The organism is Arthrobacter sp. P1_B4, assembly GCF_056406555.1.
The window spans coordinates 1-18,254 of record NZ_JBFTZW010000063.1; the positions used below are offsets into that span (position 1 = coordinate 1).

At 67.0% G+C, this 18,254-nt stretch carries 14 protein-coding genes; 2 read left to right on the forward strand and 12 right to left on the reverse strand.

Annotation, left to right across the window (positions count from 1 at the left end; genetic code table 11):
• The 6 genes from AC1D1W_RS15675 to AC1D1W_RS15700 form a co-directional block, all read right to left on the reverse strand.
• Nucleotides 1-404 (reverse strand): glutamine amidotransferase-related protein (locus AC1D1W_RS15675; RefSeq protein ID WP_476944175.1); only part of this gene is annotated, 404 nt, incomplete at its 3' end.
• 174 nt (nucleotides 405-578) lie between these two features.
• A complete protein-coding gene (locus tag AC1D1W_RS15680) occupies nucleotides 579-1,088 on the reverse strand; it encodes a DUF3817 domain-containing protein (RefSeq protein ID WP_243181026.1) in 510 nt (169 codons plus the stop codon).
• Entirely contained in the window at nucleotides 1,085-2,002 is a 918-nt protein-coding gene (locus AC1D1W_RS15685; RefSeq protein WP_476944176.1) for an SURF1 family protein, read from the reverse strand. Before AC1D1W_RS15685 ends, AC1D1W_RS15680 begins: the two co-directional genes overlap by 4 nt.
• 73 nt (nucleotides 2,003-2,075) lie before the next feature.
• Entirely contained in the window at nucleotides 2,076-2,564 is a 489-nt protein-coding gene (locus tag AC1D1W_RS15690; protein ID WP_243181030.1) for a PTS sugar transporter subunit IIA, read from the reverse strand.
• Nucleotides 2,565-2,653: 89 nt separating this feature from the next.
• Nucleotides 2,654-4,405, reverse strand: a complete 1,752-nt coding sequence (locus AC1D1W_RS15695; protein ID WP_028275740.1) for a glycerol-3-phosphate dehydrogenase/oxidase — start codon at nucleotides 4,403-4,405, stop codon at nucleotides 2,654-2,656.
• 92 nt (nucleotides 4,406-4,497) lie between these two features.
• Entirely contained in the window at nucleotides 4,498-5,634 is a 1,137-nt protein-coding gene (locus tag AC1D1W_RS15700) for a GuaB3 family IMP dehydrogenase-related protein (protein ID WP_230007196.1), read from the reverse strand.
• Nucleotides 5,635-5,688: 54 nt separating this feature from the next.
• Between AC1D1W_RS15700 and AC1D1W_RS15705 the strand changes: the two genes are divergently transcribed.
• Nucleotides 5,689-6,321, forward strand: coding sequence for a hypothetical protein (locus AC1D1W_RS15705; protein ID WP_476944177.1), 633 nt, complete (start codon nucleotides 5,689-5,691; stop codon nucleotides 6,319-6,321).
• Here the strand turns inward: AC1D1W_RS15705 and AC1D1W_RS15710 are convergent.
• From AC1D1W_RS15710 to AC1D1W_RS15720, 3 genes are all read right to left on the reverse strand, one after another.
• A complete protein-coding gene (locus tag AC1D1W_RS15710) occupies nucleotides 6,308-8,158 on the reverse strand; it encodes an ABC transporter ATP-binding protein (protein WP_028275742.1) in 1,851 nt (616 codons plus the stop codon). The two genes, AC1D1W_RS15705 and AC1D1W_RS15710, sit on opposite strands and share 14 nt — an antisense overlap.
• A 124-nt stretch (nucleotides 8,159-8,282) precedes the next feature.
• Nucleotides 8,283-9,794: an IMP dehydrogenase gene (gene guaB, locus AC1D1W_RS15715; protein WP_018773740.1), complete on the reverse strand. Its 1,512-nt coding sequence runs from the start codon at nucleotides 9,792-9,794 to the stop codon at nucleotides 8,283-8,285.
• A 277-nt stretch (nucleotides 9,795-10,071) separates the two neighbouring features.
• The gene (locus AC1D1W_RS15720) at nucleotides 10,072-12,156 is read right to left on the reverse strand and encodes an acyltransferase family protein (protein WP_243181035.1); all 2,085 of its coding nucleotides are present in this window, start codon (nucleotides 12,154-12,156) and stop codon (nucleotides 10,072-10,074) included.
• 267 nt (nucleotides 12,157-12,423) lie between these two features.
• On the opposite strand from AC1D1W_RS15720, the gene AC1D1W_RS15725 reads away from it, so the two are divergent.
• The gene (locus AC1D1W_RS15725) at nucleotides 12,424-13,305 is read left to right on the forward strand and encodes a DUF389 domain-containing protein (RefSeq protein WP_243181036.1); all 882 of its coding nucleotides are present in this window, start codon (nucleotides 12,424-12,426) and stop codon (nucleotides 13,303-13,305) included.
• 123 nt (nucleotides 13,306-13,428) lie between these two features.
• On the opposite strand, the gene AC1D1W_RS15730 is transcribed toward AC1D1W_RS15725, so the two are convergent.
• The 3 genes from AC1D1W_RS15730 to groES form a co-directional block, all read right to left on the reverse strand.
• Nucleotides 13,429-15,510, reverse strand: a complete 2,082-nt coding sequence (locus AC1D1W_RS15730) for an acyltransferase family protein (protein WP_476944178.1) — start codon at nucleotides 15,508-15,510, stop codon at nucleotides 13,429-13,431.
• 268 nt (nucleotides 15,511-15,778) lie between these two features.
• Nucleotides 15,779-17,389 (reverse strand): chaperonin GroEL, encoded by a 1,611-nt coding sequence (gene groL / locus AC1D1W_RS15735; RefSeq protein ID WP_028275746.1) that lies wholly within the window; start codon nucleotides 17,387-17,389, stop codon nucleotides 15,779-15,781.
• A gap of 80 nt (nucleotides 17,390-17,469) precedes the next feature.
• Nucleotides 17,470-17,766: a co-chaperone GroES gene (gene groES, locus AC1D1W_RS15740; RefSeq protein ID WP_028275747.1), complete on the reverse strand. Its 297-nt coding sequence runs from the start codon at nucleotides 17,764-17,766 to the stop codon at nucleotides 17,470-17,472.
• Nucleotides 17,767-18,254: the final 488 nt, after the last annotated feature.

Genomic DNA, 18,254 nt, shown 5'->3' on the forward strand with positions numbered 1-18,254 from the left:
CTCTGGTGCTGGGGCATGCCGGCCAGGATGGAGCGGCCCTCGCCGAGGGTGGTGGTCTCGGTGGCGCCGTATTCGCGCAGGCCCGTCTGGGCTACCTTGCCGCCGAGGGCGTTGGCCATGGCCTGGAAGCCGTAGCAGATGCCGAAGACCGGGACGCCGGCCTCGAAGAGGTCGGCACCGACGCTGGGGGCGCCGTCGGCGTAGACGCTCGAGGGCCCTCCCGAGAGGATGATCGCGGCGGGGTTCTTGGCCAGCAGCTGCTCGGTGCTGTACGTATGCGGAACCACTTCCGAATACACATTCGCTTCCCGGACGCGGCGGGCAATCAGCTGCGCGTACTGGGCACCGTAGTCAACAACCAGAACCGGCCTGTGGGACGTCTGGGATGCAGTGGGAGTAGTCACCCCACTAGCCTACTTTGCGCTGCTGCCCGCCCGCACATTGAGAAGCCGGTGCGGGCCCGAATCGCGGGCCGAGGTAAGCGAACTCACATGCCCGACGGCGGCCGCCGGCGTCGTGTCACTGACCCGGAATGACTGATCAGGACGGATCAGGAAGGGCGCCGGGTCAGAAGGGGTTCAGTACCGCTGGGGCGCCTGCGGGTTTGCTGCGAGTTCGGCCTCGACCTCGGCGTGGAACTTCTTCTCGACGAAGAAGGACAGGAACGGCACGACGCCGCCCAGGGCCATGACCACCAGCTTGGTGAACGGCCAGCGCATGAGCGACCACAGCCGGAAGTTGGAAATCAGGTACACGACGTACATCCAGCCGTGCACGATCAGGATCGTGATGGAGAGGTTGACGCCCCCGATCACCCCTGGCGGCTCGGCGTCGGCGAATCCGAGGCCGAACGGCTGGCCGGTGACGGCGTTGGTGCCGCCGGCGAAGAGGTACTGACCGAAGCCGTACCGGGCGATCAGTTCGGCGCAGAGCAGCAGCAGCATCGTGCCCGTCAGGTAGGCGAGCACCTTGTAGAACTTCAGGGCGGACCGGATTTGGGCCTCGGTGCCGCCGAAGCGGCGCTTCTTCCCGGCTTTCCCCGTGCCGTTGGTGGACTGCGGCTGGATGGCGGGCTGGGGCTCGATCATGATTGCACTCTCGGGTCTGTGGGTTGGGGGGCTGTGGGATGGAAGTCGGCGGGCGCTTGGGCCGCGTTGTGGTGGGCCGCGTTGTGGTGGGCCGCGTGGCGGTCGGTTGGGGGCTCTTCGCCGGCCGTTTCCTCGTCGAGCGCGTCTTCGAGGTCGCGGCGGTAGTCGTCCTTGACGAGCCGCCACCAGATGAACAACGCGAAACCGGCGAAGACCACCCATTCCACGGAATAGAAGAGGTTGAGCCAGTTGACCTGCTGCGCGGGCGGCTGCGGGCCGATCCGGAGGGGTTTGACGTCGCCGCCTGCGGCCGCGGCCCCGACGTCGGTGCCGCCGGCCAGTTCGGTGGTCGCTGCGACAAAGCCCGGGTAGCTGCTGACGTTCCAGTCGTTGATGAGTTCGGCAACCGAGACGGCGCTGGCGCGGCCGGGTCCGGGATCCGTCCGCGGCAGCGGGGACTCGGACGGCAACAGCCGCCCGGTCAGTTCGATGGTGCCCGACGGCGGCGCCACGGCGTCCGCGGGATCCGCCACCCAGCCGCGTGCGACCGGAATCCAGGTCTGCGGTGTGGCCCCGCCGCCTTTCAGGGCCGGGGCATCCTTGACGGCGAAGGCCGAAACGATCCAGTAGCCCTTCGCACCGTCATTGAGCCGGCCGGGGACGAGGACCTGCTTCTGGGGGTCGTAGCTGCCGGTGGCGGAGACCATCTGGTCAGCCACGGATCCGGGGAAGAACCCACCCGGCTGCAGGACCGAGGTGAGCTGCCGCGTTTGCTCCGTTGTGGTGGAGACCGGGGCTTCGGCCTGCGTTGAACGGCCGAATTGCCACTGGCTGAGCAGCACAAAGACCCCGGAAATTGCGATCGCGAACACGAGTCCTGCGATCCAGCGGGGTTTGAGGGCAGTTTTCAGCACCCCTTAAAGGTACTTCGTCCCTGTGTAGAACAGCGAAACGGGCCATCGAGAGTGGGGCAGCCGGGTCCCAATCTTAGTGGTCGAAGAACACCAGGCTGGAATTGATCAGTTCGGCAATCACTTCGGCGTCGTAGGCGCGGCGGAGCGATTCTCGGAAGGATTCTTTCGACAGTGAGCGTGCCAGCGTCGCGAGCACTTCGAGGTGATCGGAAAAGGAGCTCGCCGGGGTGGCGATGAGCAGAATCACGGTGGCCGGACCGTCGGCCGCGCCGAAGTCCAGCGCCCTGCCGTACTTCGTGATGCCGACCGCGATGGATGTCTGTGACACGAGCTCGCTGCGGGCGTGCGGCAGGCCGACACCGCCGGGCAGGCCGGTGGCGAGCTGGTGCTCCCGGGCATTGACCTGCTTGAGGAAGCCCACGAGATCGGAGATTCGTCCGGCAGCATGCATGCGTTCCGCGAGCTGGGCAGTGGCGTCGAGCTTGTCCGTGGCGTCCATTTCGAGGATCACCATCTCGGGTGTGGTCAGCTCGGCGTCGTACCGGTCCAGTGGTTCCGCCAAGAGATGTCCCTTCGAAGTGGCGTCAGTGACGCCGGCCGGCAGTCCAATGACTAGCGTTGTAATCCTGCACTGCCGGCCGGCGCTGAGTTTTAGCGCAGCGGCACAATGTCCTCCACGCCCAGCCGTGCGGCGTCGGCGGATTCGTCGTCCGGCTGCTGTTGGCTCAGGCGCTCGGCATCAACCCGGGCGAGATAGTGCTTGATTTCGCCCTCGCGCTGCGCATCACTCCAGCCGAGAACGTCTCCCATTAGTTTAGCGACTACCGGAGCGGCGGACACACCGCGGTCCCACGCTTCAATCGAAATCCGGGTGCGGCGGGTCAGGACGTCCTGGACATGCCGGGCGCCCTCGTGCGTGGCCGCGTAGACGGCTTCGGCAGCCAGGTAGTCGTCAGCGCCCGGCAACGGTTCGGCCAGTTCCGGGCTGTCAGCGATGAGCGCCAGCACCTCCGGCGTCATGGCGCCGTAGCGGTTGAGGAGGTGTTCGATCCGGGCAACGTGGACGCCGGTCTCCTCCGCCATCCGGTTCCGCTGGTTCCACGCGGCCTTGAAACCGCTCGCCCCCAGCAACGGGACGGATTCCGTGCAGCTGGCCGGGACACGCTCGTCCATGCTGCGCGTCGCCTCGTCGACCGCGTCCTTGGCCATGACCCGGTAGGTGGTCCATTTACCGCCCGCCACCACCACGAGACCCGGCACGGGGTGCGCCACCACGTGTTCGCGGGAGAGCTTCGCGGTGGAATCGCTTTCTCCGGCCAGCAGCGGCCGCAGCCCCGCGTAGACGCCCTCGACGTCCTCGCGGGTCAGCGGGCGCTTGAGGACCTTGTTGACGTGCTCGAGCAGGTAGTCGATGTCCTTGCTGGAAGCCGCGGGGTGGGCCTTGTCGAGGTGCCAGTCGGTGTCAGTGGTCCCGATGATCCAGTGCCTGCCCCAGGGGATCACGAAGAGCACGGATTTCTCGGTCCGCAGGATCAGCCCCACCGTGGACTGGATCCGGTCGCGGGGCACCACGAGGTGGATGCCCTTGGACGCCCGCACCTTGAGCTGTCCGCGGTCTGTCACCATGGCCTGGGTCTCGTCGGTCCAGACCCCGGTGGCGTTGATGACCTGTTTGGCCCGGATTTTAAAGCTGGAGCCGTCCTCATGGTTGACCACCTTGGCGCCGACCACGCGTTCGCCCTCGCGCACGAAGTCCACAACCGACATCTGGTTGACCGCGTGGGCGCCATAGTGCGCCGCGGTCCGCACGAGGTTGGCGACGTACTTGGCGTCGTCGACCTGGCCGTCGTAGTAGCGGATGGATCCGACGAAGGCGTCGTCCTTGAGGCTGGGGGCGGCGCGCAGGGTCCCTCGCCGGGACAGGTGCTTGTGGAAGGGGACGCCGCGGCTGTGCCCGCCGGTGATGGACATCGCGTCGTACAAGGCGATTCCGGCGCCGACATAGGGCCGCTCCAGGAACGGTTTGTGGAGCGGGTACAGGAACGGGACCGGCCGGGCCAGGTGCGGCGCCAGGACGGAGAGAATGAGGCCGCGCTCGTGCAGTGCCTCTTTGACCAGGCCGAAGTCGAGCATTTCGAGGTACCGGAGGCCACCGTGGATGAGCTTCGAGGACCGCGACGACGTCCCCGCGGCCCAGTCGTTGGCCTCGACGATGCCCACACTGAGCCCTCGGGTCACGGCGTCGAGGGCGGCGCCGGCACCCACGATGCCGCCGCCCACGATCAGGATGTCGAGCTCTTTGCCGGGGGCGGTGCTGCCCCTGAGCACAGTGATTGAAGCCTCGCGGGCCGCTGGCCCGAGGGCACCTCCGGCCTCGGCAGAACCGCCGGGAAAACTGTTCATGTCACGCCTCCATCCGGATCAAACCTCGTAGGGCACCAGACTACGTCCAAGTTTCCCGGATGGGCAGGGCCCTCAACGGCCCGCGCGCGGTTTCAGTTGCCGGCGTACGGCGAGACGACGACGTCGACGCGCTGGAATTCCTTCAGGTCCGAGTAGCCGGTGGTCGCCATTGAACGGCGCAGCGCGCCGACGAGGTTGGAGGTGCCGTTGGTGTGGTGGCCGGGCCCGAACAGGACCTCTTCGAGCGGCCCGACCGTTCCCACATTGACCCTGTCGCCGCGGGGCAGTTCGAGGTGGTGGGCTTCCTGGCCCCAGTGCCATCCCTTGCCGGGGGCTTCGTCGGCGCGGGCCAGGGCGCTGCCCAGCATCACGGCGTCGGCGCCCATGGCGATGGCTTTGACGATGTCGCCGGAGGATCCCATGCCGCCGTCGGCGATCACATGGACGTAGCGTCCGCCGGACTCGTCCATGTAGTCCCGGCGGGCCGCCGCGACGTCGGAGATCGCGGAGGCCATGGGCGAGTGGATGCCCAGGGCGCGGCGGGTCGTGGTGGTGGCTCCGCCGCCGAAGCCGACCAGCACGCCGGCGGCGCCGGTGCGCATCAGGTGCAGGGCCGGGGTGTAGCCGGCCGCCCCGCCGACGATCACGGGGACGTCGAGTTCGTAGATGAACTGCTTGAGGTTCAGCGGCTCGTGGTCCTTGGAGACGTGCTCGGCCGAGACAGTGGTCCCGCGGATGACGAAGATGTCGACGCCGGCGGCCACCACGGTCTTGTAGTGTTCCTGCGTGCGCTGCGGGGTCAGGGAGCCGGCCACCGTGACGCCTGCGGCGCGGATCTCGGCGAGGCGGGAGGTGATCAGCTCGGGCTGGATCGGCGCCTGGTAGAGCTCCTGCATGCGCCGGGTGACGGCCGGGCTGTTGGTCTCGTCAGCCAGGCCCGCGATTTCGTCCAGTACGGACTGCGGGTTCTCGTACCGGGTCCACAGGCCTTCGAGGTCGAGCACACCGAGTCCGCCGAGACGGCCCAGGGCGATGACGGTCTCCGGCGACATGGCCGAATCCATCGGCGCCGCGATGACCGGCATGTCGAACTTGTAGGCATCGATCTGCCAGGAGACGGAGACGTCCTTGGGGTCACGGGTGCGCCGGTTGGGGACGATCGCAATGTCATCCAGGGAGTAGGCACGACGCCCACGCTTGCCTCGGCCAATCTCAATCTCGTAAGTCACTGCTCTAGGTTATCCCAGCGGACGCGGGGCGCCGCTTCGGCGTACTGTGGCGTCATGCTTTGGCGTAACGGACAGCGTTGGATCTTCGACGGACACATTGCCGGGCTCGGCACGGGATCGGGCCTGCGCGCGGTGGTGGGCGTGTGGACGCAGTCCCCGTTCGGGTCCTTCACCGACGCGATGGTCCAGCTGCCCTGCGGCCACCGGATCCTGCTGGCACCGAGCGTCGAGGCCGCCGATTTCATCAGCGCGGTCTATAACTTCGACGAGACCTGCATCGTGCCACTGGCTTCAGAGCATGGGGTGGGGCAGCTCGCCGTCGACGCCGGGCCGCTGCGGATCCGCGCCCGGCTCGGGTCCCGCACCCGGCTGGGCGCCGTGGCGCGGCTGGTCCCCCGGGCTCTGGCGGTGCATCCGCGCTGGCTGCGTGCGGTCAGCCCTGTTGCGGGCAGGATCCTCCCCGGCGTGCGCACTGCGGGCACGGCCAAGGGCGGCCGGCGGGAATACTACGGGGTCACCGACCTGCACCGCATCGACGCCGCGACCGTCAGCTGGGACGGCGCCGACGCCGGCCCGCTCGCCGCCGTCCGCCCCGCCGTCGGCTTCGGTTTCAGCAGCGTCCCGCCCGAACCCAGCCTGGCCCGGGTGCGGACGACCATCGAGGGCGCTCCGCTTACTCGCCGCTGACGTTCTCGGTGTCGGGGACGGTGAGCTGGGACTCGAACATCCGGAAGTACCGGCCGCGGCGCGCCACAAGTTCCCTGTGGGTGCCTTGTTCCACGATGCGGCCTTCCTCGAGCATGTAGACCACATCGGCCTTCTCGATCGTGGCCAGGCGGTGGCTGATGGCGATGATGGTGCTGCTGCGGTCAGCGAAGAGCCGCGTGAAGATCCGGTGTTCGGCCAGCGCGTCGATGGCCGACGTCGGCTCGTCCATCACCATGAACGATGCGCCGCGGTAGAAGTTCCGGGCCATCGCCAGCCGCTGCCACTGCCCGCCGGAAAGGCCGGAGCCCTTCCGCCCGCGCGGGTCCTCCATCCAGTTGCTGACGTGGTTGTCCAGGCCGTTGGGCAGTTTGTTGATGAATTCGAGGGCCTCGGCATCCGCGGCGGAGCGCCGGACCCGTCCGTCGTCGCGGGGCGAATCGACGTCGCCGAAGAAGATGTTTTCCGCCGCGGTGGCGAATTCATACTTCAGGAACTCCTGGCTGAGCACCGCCAGGTGCCGGTGCCAGGAGGTGACGTCGACGGCGGCGAGGTCCACGCCGTCGAGCATCACCTGCCCGGAGTCGGGACGGTACAGCCCGGCCAGGATACGGATCAGGGTGGACTTGCCGGCCCCGTTCTCCCCCACGATCGCGATGTGCTGGCCCTGCCTGATGGTCATCGAAATGCCGCGGATCACCTCCAGTTCGCTGCCGGTGTACGTGAAGCGGATGTCCCGCAGTTCCACCGTCTTCGGCGCCTGCAGCAGCGGCGGGGCGTGGCCGGACGGCACGGGCAAGGCCATGAAGAGTTCGTAGTCCGTGAGGTTCGCCAGGTCCTCGTCGATCGAGCTCAGTGAGGAGACGAGGCTGTTGGCGGTCGAGAGGGCGCGGCTGACAATCTGCTGGACATAGAGGAACTGCCCCACCGGCTGGGCCCGGGCGATGATCTGGCCCACCACCCAGATCAGCGAGACCACCTCGGCGCCGTACTGCAGGGCATCGGCCGCGAGCTGTTTGGGGATGTAGCGCTTCTGGAAGTCCAGCCGGCGCTTTTCATCGGCGTCCCGCAGCCGGGAGCGCAGGCCCATCAGATAGCCGACAATCCCGTAAAGCCGCATCTCGGCGATGTGCTGCGGTCGCAGGAGGTTGGTTTCGATCATCCTGCGCTGCCGGCGCGAATCGACCTGGGTGTTCCAGTGCGCGATCTGTTCGCGGGAGAGCTTGAACTGCAGGTAGACGCTGGGGACGATCGCAACCAGGACGATCACGGCGATCCACCAGCTGACCAGCAGCAGCGCGCCGATCGCCAGCAGCACGGAGACGAGCTGGGTGAAAATGGCGGCGATCCGGTCCAGGACGCGGGCGTAGGAGTCGGAGAAACGCTTCGCCCGGTCGTACAGGTCCACGGTTTCTTTGTCGTCGTAGCGCCAGAAGTCCAGGGTCAGGAAGCGCTCGTACATCAGGTCACCGACGATCGCGCCGACCCGGAAACTCATGAGCTGCTGGATGTAGCGGTCCACGCTGCTGAACGACCCCCAGAAGAGCCCGAGTGCCGCGGTGATGATGACGTACACGACGGCCTGCGCGCCGGCGTCGGCGTCGCCCGCGTAGGCGGCGGCCAGCGCCGTGGTGGTCAGGGCGGCGAAGTACGTCGTGACCAGCGGCAGCAGTGCCGAGATCAGCGAGCCCAGGACCTTCATGACGACGGCGGCGGGCGAGGCCCGGAAGCTCACCCGCAGCACTTGTGCCACGGCGCGGGCGTAGGGCTTGAGCGCGAGCTTGCGTTTGGGCGCGCGTGCCGGCAGGAGTTCGGACATGCCTCCAGCCTAGTTCCGGGACCCGGAGCCGGGGCGTGAGCGGCACCGCCGCCGGGAATCGGGGCGCCCTTAAACAGGGTGGGCCCGCCGAAACCGTGGTTTCGGCGGGCCCACCCGGCGGGTCTTAGCGGGACCCGTAGTTGGGGGCCTCGACCGTCATCTGGATGTCGTGCGGGTGAGACTCCTTGAGCCCGGCCGCGGTGATGCGCACGAACTTGCCGCGTGCCTTCAGCTCGGCCACGGTCGGGGCGCCGGTGTAGAACATGGTCTGGCGGAGCCCGCCGACCAGCTGGTACGCCACCGATGACAGCGGACCGCGGTACGCGACCCGGCCCTCGATGCCTTCCGGGATGAGCTTGTCATCGCCGGAGACGTCGGCCTGGAAGTAGCGGTCCTTGGAGTAGGAGGTGTTCTTGCCGCGGGTCTGCATGGCGCCGAGGGAGCCCATGCCGCGGTAGCTCTTGAACTGCTTGCCGTTGACGAAAATCAGGTCGCCCGGGGATTCGTCGCAACCGGCCAGGAGGGAGCCGAGCATCACGGTGTCGGCGCCGGCGACGAGCGCCTTGCCGATGTCACCGGAGTACTGCAGGCCGCCGTCGGCGATCAGCGGCACGCCGGCCGGGATGGCGGCCTTCGCGGACTCATAAATGGCCGTGATCTGCGGGACGCCGACGCCGGCCACCACACGGGTGGTGCAGATGGACCCGGGACCGACGCCAACCTTGATGCCGTCGGCACCGGCGTCGATCAGGGCCTGGGCGCCTTCGCGGGTGGCGGCCTGGCCGCCGATGATGTCCACGTGCGCGGCAACGGGATCGGACTTGAGCCGGCGGATCATTTCCAGCACACCCTGGGAGTGGCCGTTCGCGGTGTCCACGAAGAGGGCATCCACACCGGCGTCGATCAGCGCCATGGCGCGTTCCCAGCCGTCGCCGAAGAAGCCGATCGCCGCGCCGACGCGCAGGCGGCCTTCGTCGTCCTTGGTGGCGAGCGGGTACTGCTCGGCCTTGGTGAAGTCCTTCGTGGTGATCAGGCCCTTGAGCCGGCCCTGCTCGTCAACGAGCGGGAGCTTCTCGATCTTGTTCGTGGCCAGCTTGTGCGAGGCTTCCTCGCGGCTGATGCCGACGTGTCCGGTCACGAGCGGCATCTTGGTCATGACATCGCTGACCAGCCGCAGCGGGAAGTCGGATTCGGGCACGAAGCGGGTGTCGCGGTTGGTGACGATGCCCAGCAGCCTGTTGCCCTCGTCCACGACCGGCAGGCCGGAGACACGGTAGCGTGCGCAGATTTCGTCCAGCTCGGCCAGCGTGGCCTCGGGGCCGATGGTCAGGGGGTTGGTGATCATGCCGGATTCGCTGCGCTTGACCCGGTCCACCTGGTCGGCCTGGTCGGCGATGGAGAGGTTGCGGTGCACGACGCCAAGACCGCCCTGGCGGGCCATGGCGATGGCCATCCGGGACTCCGTGACTGTGTCCATCGCGGCGGAGAGCAGCGGCGTCTGGACCGTGATGCGCTTGGAGATCCGGGACGACGTGTCCGCTTCCGAAGGGATCACGTCGGTGTGGCCGGGCAGGAGCAGGACGTCGTCGTACGTCAGGCCGATGAAGCCGAAGGGATCGTGTTCGGGCTGGGTCATGAGTGCGCCTCTTACCTTGGGTTACGGGGTCACGGGTAGGGGTTGCAACAGATGACCAGCCCGTCATTACGGGTCTGGCCTGTGCAGAAGGTCATGCAGAAGGTTCGTGCAGATGATTCGTGCAGAAGTCCTCAATAAATAGTAGAACCTTGGCGGCGATAGCCATATTCCGGGCGGTAATGTCCGGTTTCAATGTGAGCCGCCCCATGCCCGCACGGCTCCCCCGGCCGGCCGGGCCTGCTTCCGGGCCGGTGGGCGCCGGACGGTGGGCGCAGGCCTACTTCCAGCCGGTGGCGGCGAGCAGCCGCTGTTCGAACATGGGGATCATGGTCTGGACGTACGTCTTGGTCAGGTGGTTGTCGTCCTTGTACACGTACACGTTGCCGACCACCGCGGGGCATGTTCCGTTGGCGCAGATGAAATCGCTCATGTCCATGAGGTGCAGCCTGGGCACCTGGCCGCGGTACGCGTCCAGCGGCGAGGACCCCGCGAGCGATTCCTGCTCCGGCACGTTGCACTCCGAGGCATCCGGGCCGTACTTCTGGACGCACTCGGGCATATTGATGGTGAAGCGGGGGTTGTCGCGGATGCCCACCACGTCCATGCCGGCGTCGGTGAAGGGCTTGATGCCCGCCAGGTACTCAGGCACTTCGGTCTCGAACGGCGCTTCCTTGTGGGTCAGGGAAGCAACCGTGAAAACGGCGTCGGGGCGGTGGTCCAGGACGTACTGCGCGCTGGCCCGGTTGAAGGCGTTGCAGTCCGCGTCCCGCTCCGGGGACTCCCCGCCGAAGCGGCAGTTGCCCTTCAGGAGCGTGACAACTTCCCAGCCGTGGCTTTTCGCGATGGGGCCCAGCGCCGCCATGTACTGCTGGGCATGGGAGTCACCGAGCACCACGATCCGTTTGGTGACCTTGTCCGGCTTGTTGTTCTGCAGGCACCCCTGAAGCAGGGGGTCGCTGGGGACGTTGGCGTCCGTGCACAGCCCGTCGATGTCCGCCCACTCGTTCTTCATCGCCGCCGGCGCGGGGATGATCTTGGCTTCCGGCGTGGGCTTGCCGGCGTTTTCCGGTGCCAGGGCGGCCGCGCCGGGGGTCAGTTCCTTGGGCTGGGACGCCGCCTCGGCTTCGTCGGCCAGGAGCTGGCTCTGCCACACGGCGACGGGACCCGCCAGCAGGGCACCACAGGCGGCGATCACGACGGCGGTCCGCCAGGCGCGGCGCTTGGGCCAGTGCCATTCGCGCAGCGGCTTCTCGACGAAGCGGGTGGTGAGCACGGCCAGGACGAGGGACGCGGCAACGATGCACAGCCCCTGGAACAGGTTGGGCGCCGTGATGCCCGCCCCGGCGAGGGCCAGGACCAGCAGCGGCCAGTGCCAGAGGTAGAGCGCGTAGGAGTTATCCCCCAGCGCCACCAGGGGTTTCCAGGTCAGGAAGCGGTCAACCCCGAAGCGGCTGCCGCTTTGACCGGCGGTGATGATCGCGGCGGCGGCCAGCGTGGGCCACAGCGCGATGAATCCGGGGAACGAACGGTCCACGGTCAGCAGGAGCCCGCAGGAGAGCATGGCCACGAGGCCGGCCCAGCCGAGCACGACGCGCAGGACCGTGCCCGGTTTCAGGTACGGCAGGGCGAGGGCAAGGAGCGAGCCGAGCGCGAACTCCCAGAGCCGAGCGCCGGTATCGAAGTAGGCGTGGGCCTGGTTCGTTGCGGTCTGCTGGATCGAGTAGGCCAGGGACACGGCGAAGATGGCGCCGAAGGCCGCGGCCAGCAGGGAGCGGTAACGCAGCAGGACGTGGTCCTGGCCGGTCCGGCGGCGGAGCAGGCGGGAAAGAAGTGCGGTGCCGGCAAAAACGAGCGGCCAGAGCACGAACACCTGGCCCTGGATCGAGAGTGACCAGAAGTGCTGGAGCGGGCTCGCGCCCGAATGGTCCTGGGCGTAGTAGTCCACGGCGCTGTCCGCCAGGAGCCAGTTCTGCCGGTACAGCAGGGAGGCCCAGGCCTGTTCAAGGACGTCGGGCCAGCGGCTTTGCGGCAGGACGGCCCAGGTTCCGGCGAGGACGCCGAGAACCACCACGACGACGGCGGGCAGCAGGCGCTTGAGCAGATGCAGCCAGTGGCTGAGCAGCCGCAGCGGCGCGCCGCTTTCGACTTTCCGCGTGAAGCTAAGTGTCATCAGGAAGGCTGAAATGAGGAGGAAGATGTCCACGCCGCCGGAGACCCGGCCCAGCCACACGTGGTACGTGACCACCATGAGGACCGCGAGGGCGCGAAGGCCCTGGACTTCGGGGCGGTAGCTTGTTTTTCGGGTCGCCGGAGAACCTGCATCCGCCCGTGGCGGGGTAACGGTGGTTCGCTCGTTCGACACAAAGATCCCTTCAGGCCGGTTTCCAAAACATCAATGTTACCGAAACGTAATTTTCTTGGCCAATCACACGGGCCCGGCGGTGTCCTTCACCCGCCTGGCCGGCGGCGCCCCCAGGAGGCCGGCGGCGCCGTCGGCCGCGGGGCGGAAGCTAGGCTGGTAGGAGTCTGAGGAGGCCGCCAAGTGATCGTGCAGGTGCGCATTTGTGTTCCGGGTGAATTGTCCGGAGTTGTTCTCGAAAGTTGTACAAACCACGTCGGAGTCTCGGAAGTGGCGCTCGCGAAGGCCTCTTCCGTCACGCCGCCCGGGGACGTCATCGAGGTCTTGCTGGCCCGGGAATCCGTGGAGGGGCTCGTGGAGAAGCTGCACGCCCTCGATGTCCAGCAGCGGGGATCGATTACGGTCATCGCACCGGACCTTGTGCTCTCGGACCGCGCCGACAAGGCGGAGGCCGAGGCTCCAGGTGAGGGCGCGGACGCCGTGATCTGGGACGAGGTCTCGCGGCAGACCGGCGAGGATTCGCGCCTGACGTGGAGTTTCCTGGCGTTCCTGGTCCTGGCGACCCAGCTGGCGGCCATCGGCATCGTGACGGACTCCACCATTGCGATTGTCGGTGCCATGGCCGTGGGCCCGGAGTTCGGCCCGCTGGCTGCCCTGGCCGTGGCCCTGGTCCGGCGCCAGCGGCGGCTTGGCCGTGACGCGGCTCTGGCCCTCGGCGTTGGTTTTCCCGTCGCGATGCTGGCCGCCGCGCTGACCGCGTGGCTCTCCGTGCCACTCGGGCTGTTCCCCGCGGACGCGCTGGACCACGGTTCAGCAGTTGAATTCATCTACCACCCCGGCCCCTATTCCCTGATCGTCGCCGTCCTCGCCGGGACAGCCGGGATGCTGTCGGTCATCAGCCGGCGCTCGGCGGCGCTGATCGGGGTGTTCATCTCCGTCACCACGGTGCCGGCAGCCGGGTTCGTGGCCGTGGCACTGGTCCTGGGCGAGTACCAGAAGGCAGCCGGCTCCGCCCTGCAGCTTTTCCTGAACCTGGTCGGAATCGTCGTGGCCGCCGTCGGCGTCCTGCTGTTCTACCGGCTGGTGACCAGGCGGCTGGCACCGGACACCGCCCGCCAGCTGCGGCGCAGGGCGGACCGCTCCCAGCACTGACCCACGGGCGCCGCAGGTGCCCGCGACGGCCGGCAGTTCCGGGGCCGTCGGGCTTAGGGGCCCCGGGCCGTGGGGCCTAGGGGCCGGGGACCGTCGGGCCTAGGGGCCCCGGGACAGTCAGGCTTAGGGGCCCCATCCGGTCGCGGCGAGGAGCCTCTCGCTGAACATGGGGGCCATGCTGGCCGCATAGCTCCGGCTGAGGTGGTTGTTGTCCAGGTAGACGTAGGTGTTGCCGACCGCGCCCGGGCATTCCGTGCCGGTGCAGATCAGGTCAGTCATGTCAACGAACGCGACGCCCGGCAGCTTGGCCTCCAGCGCGGCCAAGGGATTCGTTGCCGCAAGGAGGCCCTGCTCGCGCGGCCTGCAGTCCGGCGCGTCGGCACCCTTGGTCGCTACGCACTCTGCCATGTTGAAGGTAAAGCGTGGATTGTCCCGGAGGGCCACGACCTTGATGCCCTCGTCCGTCCAAGCCTTCGCAGTGGCTTCGAAGCCCGGGATCACGGTCTCCTGTGGCGACGACGGCGCCGCCTCAGTGCCCACGATGATGATGGCGTCCGGCGGGTTGTTCTTCACTTCCGACGCGACGGCCGCATTGAAATTGTCGCAATCCGCCGAGACGTGCTGCGGCGTTATGTTGGGTTTGCAGGCACCCTTGAGCATGGCGTAGAGCCGCCAGCCCTTCTCATCGCTGAGGGGAGCAATCGAGCCCAGCCATTGCTGTGCGTGGGAATCCCCGATCACGAGGACCTTTTTCGCTCCGGTGTCGGATTGGTTGTTCTGGAAACAGTCCTTCTGAAGGACCGGGTCCTGCGGCTGCAGGTCACCGGAGCAAGAATTCGGGAGGCTGGCCCAGTCCTGCGGCAGCGTCTGCGGGGTGGGGAGCAGGACGGCGTTCGCGTCGGCCTGGTCCACAAAGCCCGGCGTCAGCGCCAAGGCGCCCGGGTTGTTCTTCGGGGCTTGGGCCAGGACTGCTTCGCTTTCAAGGTGCTGCTGGATCTGAATCCCGGTCAGCGGCACGGCGGCGGTGACCACGGCCACGCCGATGGCCACGAGGGCGCGGCGCCGCCGCAGCTCCGGCCACTGCCACTCACGCCAGGGCTTCTCAATGAAGCGGGTGGTGAGGTAGGCGAGCACCAGTGAAACAGTGACGATGACGGCGCCTGTGATCAGACCAGCCTTTTCCCTGTGCATCACGGCAAGGGCGATGACCAGAACCGGCCAGTGCCACAGGTACAGGGCATACGAAATGTCGCCCAGCCGGACCAGGGGCTTGGAACTCAGGATGCGGTCGACGCCCAGCTTGCTGCCTGACTGCCCGGCTGCGATGACACAGGCGGCCGCCAGGGTGGGCCAGAGCGCCACGAACCCGGGGAAGGAAGCCTGGACGTTGAGCAGGAGGCCACAACTGAGCATGGCGACAATGCCCAGCCAGCCAAGCCCGACCCGCCAGGCCCGCGGAAGCCGCAGGGCAGGAAGGGCCAAAGCCACGAGCGTGCCCAGGGCAAACTCCCACAGCCGGGCCCAGGTGTCGAAGTACGCCTCCGTTTGGCTCGCCTGCGTGAAGACGATCGAGTAGAGCAGCGAAACAACGAAGATCACGGCGAAGATGTAGCACAGCAGCACGCGGTAGCGGAGCCTGAAGCGCTTGGCGGCGACCGCGGCCCCCACAAAAATGAGCGGCCACAGGATAAAGACCTGGCCCTGGATCGAAAGGGACCAGAAATGCTGGAAGGGGCTGGCCTGGCTGTGGTCCGCGGCGTAGTAGTTCGTCGCCTGGGTCTGCAGGAGCCAGTTCTCGGCATAGCCCAGCGAGGCCCAGCCCTGGTTGATGATTTCCATCCACCGGGTCCGGGGCAGGAAGAGGACCGTTGCGGCAAGGATGGCCACCAGGACGGTGACGGCGGCCGGGACGAGGCGCCGGAACAGGTGCAGCCAGTGTTTGATGAGGGCCATGGACCGGCCCTGCTCGTAGCGGCCCACGAACTGCAGCGTCATGAGGAAGGCCGAGATCAGCAGGAAAACGTCCACGCCGCCGGACACCCGGCCCAGCCAGATGTGATAGGTCATGACCATCAGCACAGCGAGGGACCGGAGTCCCTGGATTTCGGGCCTGAAGGTGGATTTTCGGCCGGACTTGGCTGCGGGATCGTGCCCCGCCGCGGCATTCTGCCGGGCAGGCCGGGGCAAGGTTCCTTGCTGTGTCATAGAACTACCCCTCAACCAGATAACCAAAGCCTCCATGTTACCAAAACGTAATTTTGATGGCCAATCGCCACGGCGGCCACTGATCCCCATTGAGGCATGCCAACGTGGGAGTTTCCAGTGAACCCGCGACGCTAGAGCGGCACCTGACGGGTTAACTCTGCCAGAATCACGGCAACTTGCGGCCACGAACACGGCAGAACGGCAGCAGCGACTCGACAGAAAAAGGGACGGCCCGGCAGATGCCGGACCGTCCCCCTGCGGGCAGAGCCTAGTGCTTGTGCCCTGCGTGCTCGTCTTCGTCAGCCGGCTTCTCCACCACGAGGGTTTCTGTGGTGAGGACCAGCGCCGCGATGGAGGCCGCGTTGCGCAGAGCCGCACGCGTCACCTTCACGGGGTCGATCACGCCGGCGGCGATCAGGTCTTCGTATTCGCCGGACTTGGCGTTGAAGCCCTGGTTCACGGCGGATTCGGCGACCTTGGCAACGACGACATAGCCGTCGAAGCCGGCGTTCTGGGCGATCCAGCGCAGCGGCTGGGTCAGGGCGCGGCGGACAATGCCGACGGCGGCAGCCGCGTCACCTTCGAGGGCCTGAACGGCGGGGTCCTCGTCGAGCGCCTTCAGCGCGTGGATGAGGGCGGAGCCGCCGCCGGCCACAATGCCCTCTTCGAGGGCAGCGCGGGTGGAGGACACGGCGTCCTCGATGCGGTGCTTCTTTTCCTTCAGCTCAACCTCGGTGGCAGCGCCGACCTTGATCACGCCGATGCCGCCGGCCAGCTTGGCCAGGCGTTCCTGCAGCTTTTCCTTGTCCCAGTCCGAATCGGTGCGGGTCAGCTCGGCGCGCAGCTGGGCAACACGGGCGGCGACGTCCTCGGCCGAACCGGCGCCGTCGACGATCGTGGTGTTGTCCTTGGTGACCGTGATGCGGCGTGCGGTGCCGAGCACCTCAAGGCCAACGGTGTCCAGGCTCAGGCCCAGCTCCGCGGAGACAACCTGCGCACCGGTGAGGGTCGCGATGTCCTGCAGCATGGCCTTGCGGCGGTCACCGAAGCCCGGCGCCTTGACGGCGACGACGTTCAGCGTGCCGCGGATGCGGTTGACGATCAGCGTGGACAGGGCCTCGCCCTCGACGTCTTCGGCGATGATGAAGAGCGGCTTGGAGCTCTGCAGCGCCTTTTCCAGCAGCGGCAGGAAGTCCTGCACCGAGGAGATCTTGCCCTGGTTGATCAGGATCAGGGCGTCCTCGAGGACGGCCTCCTGGCGTTCCGCGTCAGTGACGAAGTACGGGGACAGGTAGCCCTTGTCGAACTGCATGCCCTCGGTCAGGACCAGCTCGGTCTGCGTGGTGGAGGACTCCTCGATGGTGATCACACCATCCTTGCCGACCTTGCCGAACGCCTCGGCCAGGAGCTCGCCGACCTCGTCGCTCTGGGCGGAGATTGCGGCCACGTTGGCAACCTGCGTGCCTTCAACCGGGCGCGCGTTCTCCAGCAGGCGGGCGGCAACGGCCTCGACCGAAACCTCGATGCCGCGCTTGATTTCGCCCGGTGCGGCGCCTGCCGCTACGTTGCGCAGGCCTTCCTTGACCAGGGCCTGGGCCAGAACGGTGGCGGTGGTGGTGCCGTCGCCGGCAACATCGTTGGTCTTGGTGGCGACCTCCTTGGCAAGCTGCGCGCCAAGGTTCTCGTAGGGGTCGTCCAGCTCGACTTCACGGGCGATGGTCACACCATCGTTGGTGATCGTGGGGGCGCCCCACTTCTTGTCCAGTACGACGTTGCGGCCGCGCGGGCCCAGCGTGACCTTGACGGTGTTGGCGAGCTTATCGATGCCGGCTTCAAGCGACCGGCGGGCAGCGTCGTTAAACGCAAGCTGCTTTGCCATGGTTTTGTCCTTTCAAGACAGAACCCCGCGCAACTGATCCGTTCATTGCGAAGGATCGGCTGCGCGGGGGTCCAAGAGAGTTACTTTACGACGATCGCCAGAACGTCGCGGGCGGAGAGTACGAGGTACTCGGTGCCGCCGGTCTTGACTTCGGTTCCGCCGTACTTGGAGTAGATGACGACGTCGCCGACGGCAACGTCAACGGGAACGCGGTTGCCGTTGTCATCGAAGCGGCCGGGGCCTACTGCAACAACTTCGCCTTCCTGCGGCTTCTCCTGCGCGGAGTCCGGGATAACCAGGCCGGAAGCCGTGGTCTGCTCGGCTTCGAGCGGGCGGACAACAATACGATCCTCAAGAGGCTTAATAGAGACCGACACTCGGACCTCTCCTTTTCGTCAGCAAATTCGTGGACTATGAAGCGGTGATGCCAAGGCGCACAGACCGTCGTCGCGGTGCCGGCAGCGTGCCTGGCGGATCGCGCTTCATGTGTTAGCACCCTCCTAGGGAGAGTGCTAATGACGACTCTATGTAAATGGTTAGCACTCGGTCAAGGCGAGTGCCAGAAATTCGTTCCGGGTGAACATTTCCCCCCGTGGGACATGCCCATTTTTTGCTGCGGCCAGAGGACACTTGGGCCTCATGCTCACTGCCCGCGCTGAGCGATGGACATGCCCAACGGATACGGGCCGCCGGAGCGGAAATATCCAACGTGCGTGGGCTGCCCGGGAGGACATGCCCATTCTTCGTTGCGGCCAGAGGACACTTGGGCCTCATGCTCTGTGCCCCTGCTGAGCGATGGACATGCCCTACGACGGCGGCCGGGCCAGAGGGCCATGCCCATTCTTCGTTGCGGCCAGAGGACACT

What these genes read in the sequence shown, in the direction of transcription:
- guaB (WP_018773740.1), bottom strand. Translation starts at nt 9,794, where the DNA reads ATGACCCAGCCCGAACACGATCCCTTCGGCTTCATCGGCCTGACGTAC.
- AC1D1W_RS15730 (WP_476944178.1), bottom strand. Translation starts at nt 15,510, where the DNA reads ATGACACAGCAAGGAACCTTGCCCCGGCCTGCCCGGCAGAATGCCGCG.
- groL (WP_028275746.1), bottom strand. Translation starts at nt 17,389, where the DNA reads ATGGCAAAGCAGCTTGCGTTTAACGACGCTGCCCGCCGGTCGCTTGAA.
- AC1D1W_RS15680 (WP_243181026.1), bottom strand. Translation starts at nt 1,088, where the DNA reads ATGATCGAGCCCCAGCCCGCCATCCAGCCGCAGTCCACCAACGGCACG.
- AC1D1W_RS15710 (WP_028275742.1), bottom strand. Translation starts at nt 8,158, where the DNA reads ATGTCCGAACTCCTGCCGGCACGCGCGCCCAAACGCAAGCTCGCGCTC.
- AC1D1W_RS15695 (WP_028275740.1), bottom strand. Translation starts at nt 4,405, where the DNA reads ATGAACAGTTTTCCCGGCGGTTCTGCCGAGGCCGGAGGTGCCCTCGGG.
- AC1D1W_RS15705 (WP_476944177.1), top strand. Translation starts at nt 5,689, where the DNA reads ATGCTTTGGCGTAACGGACAGCGTTGGATCTTCGACGGACACATTGCC.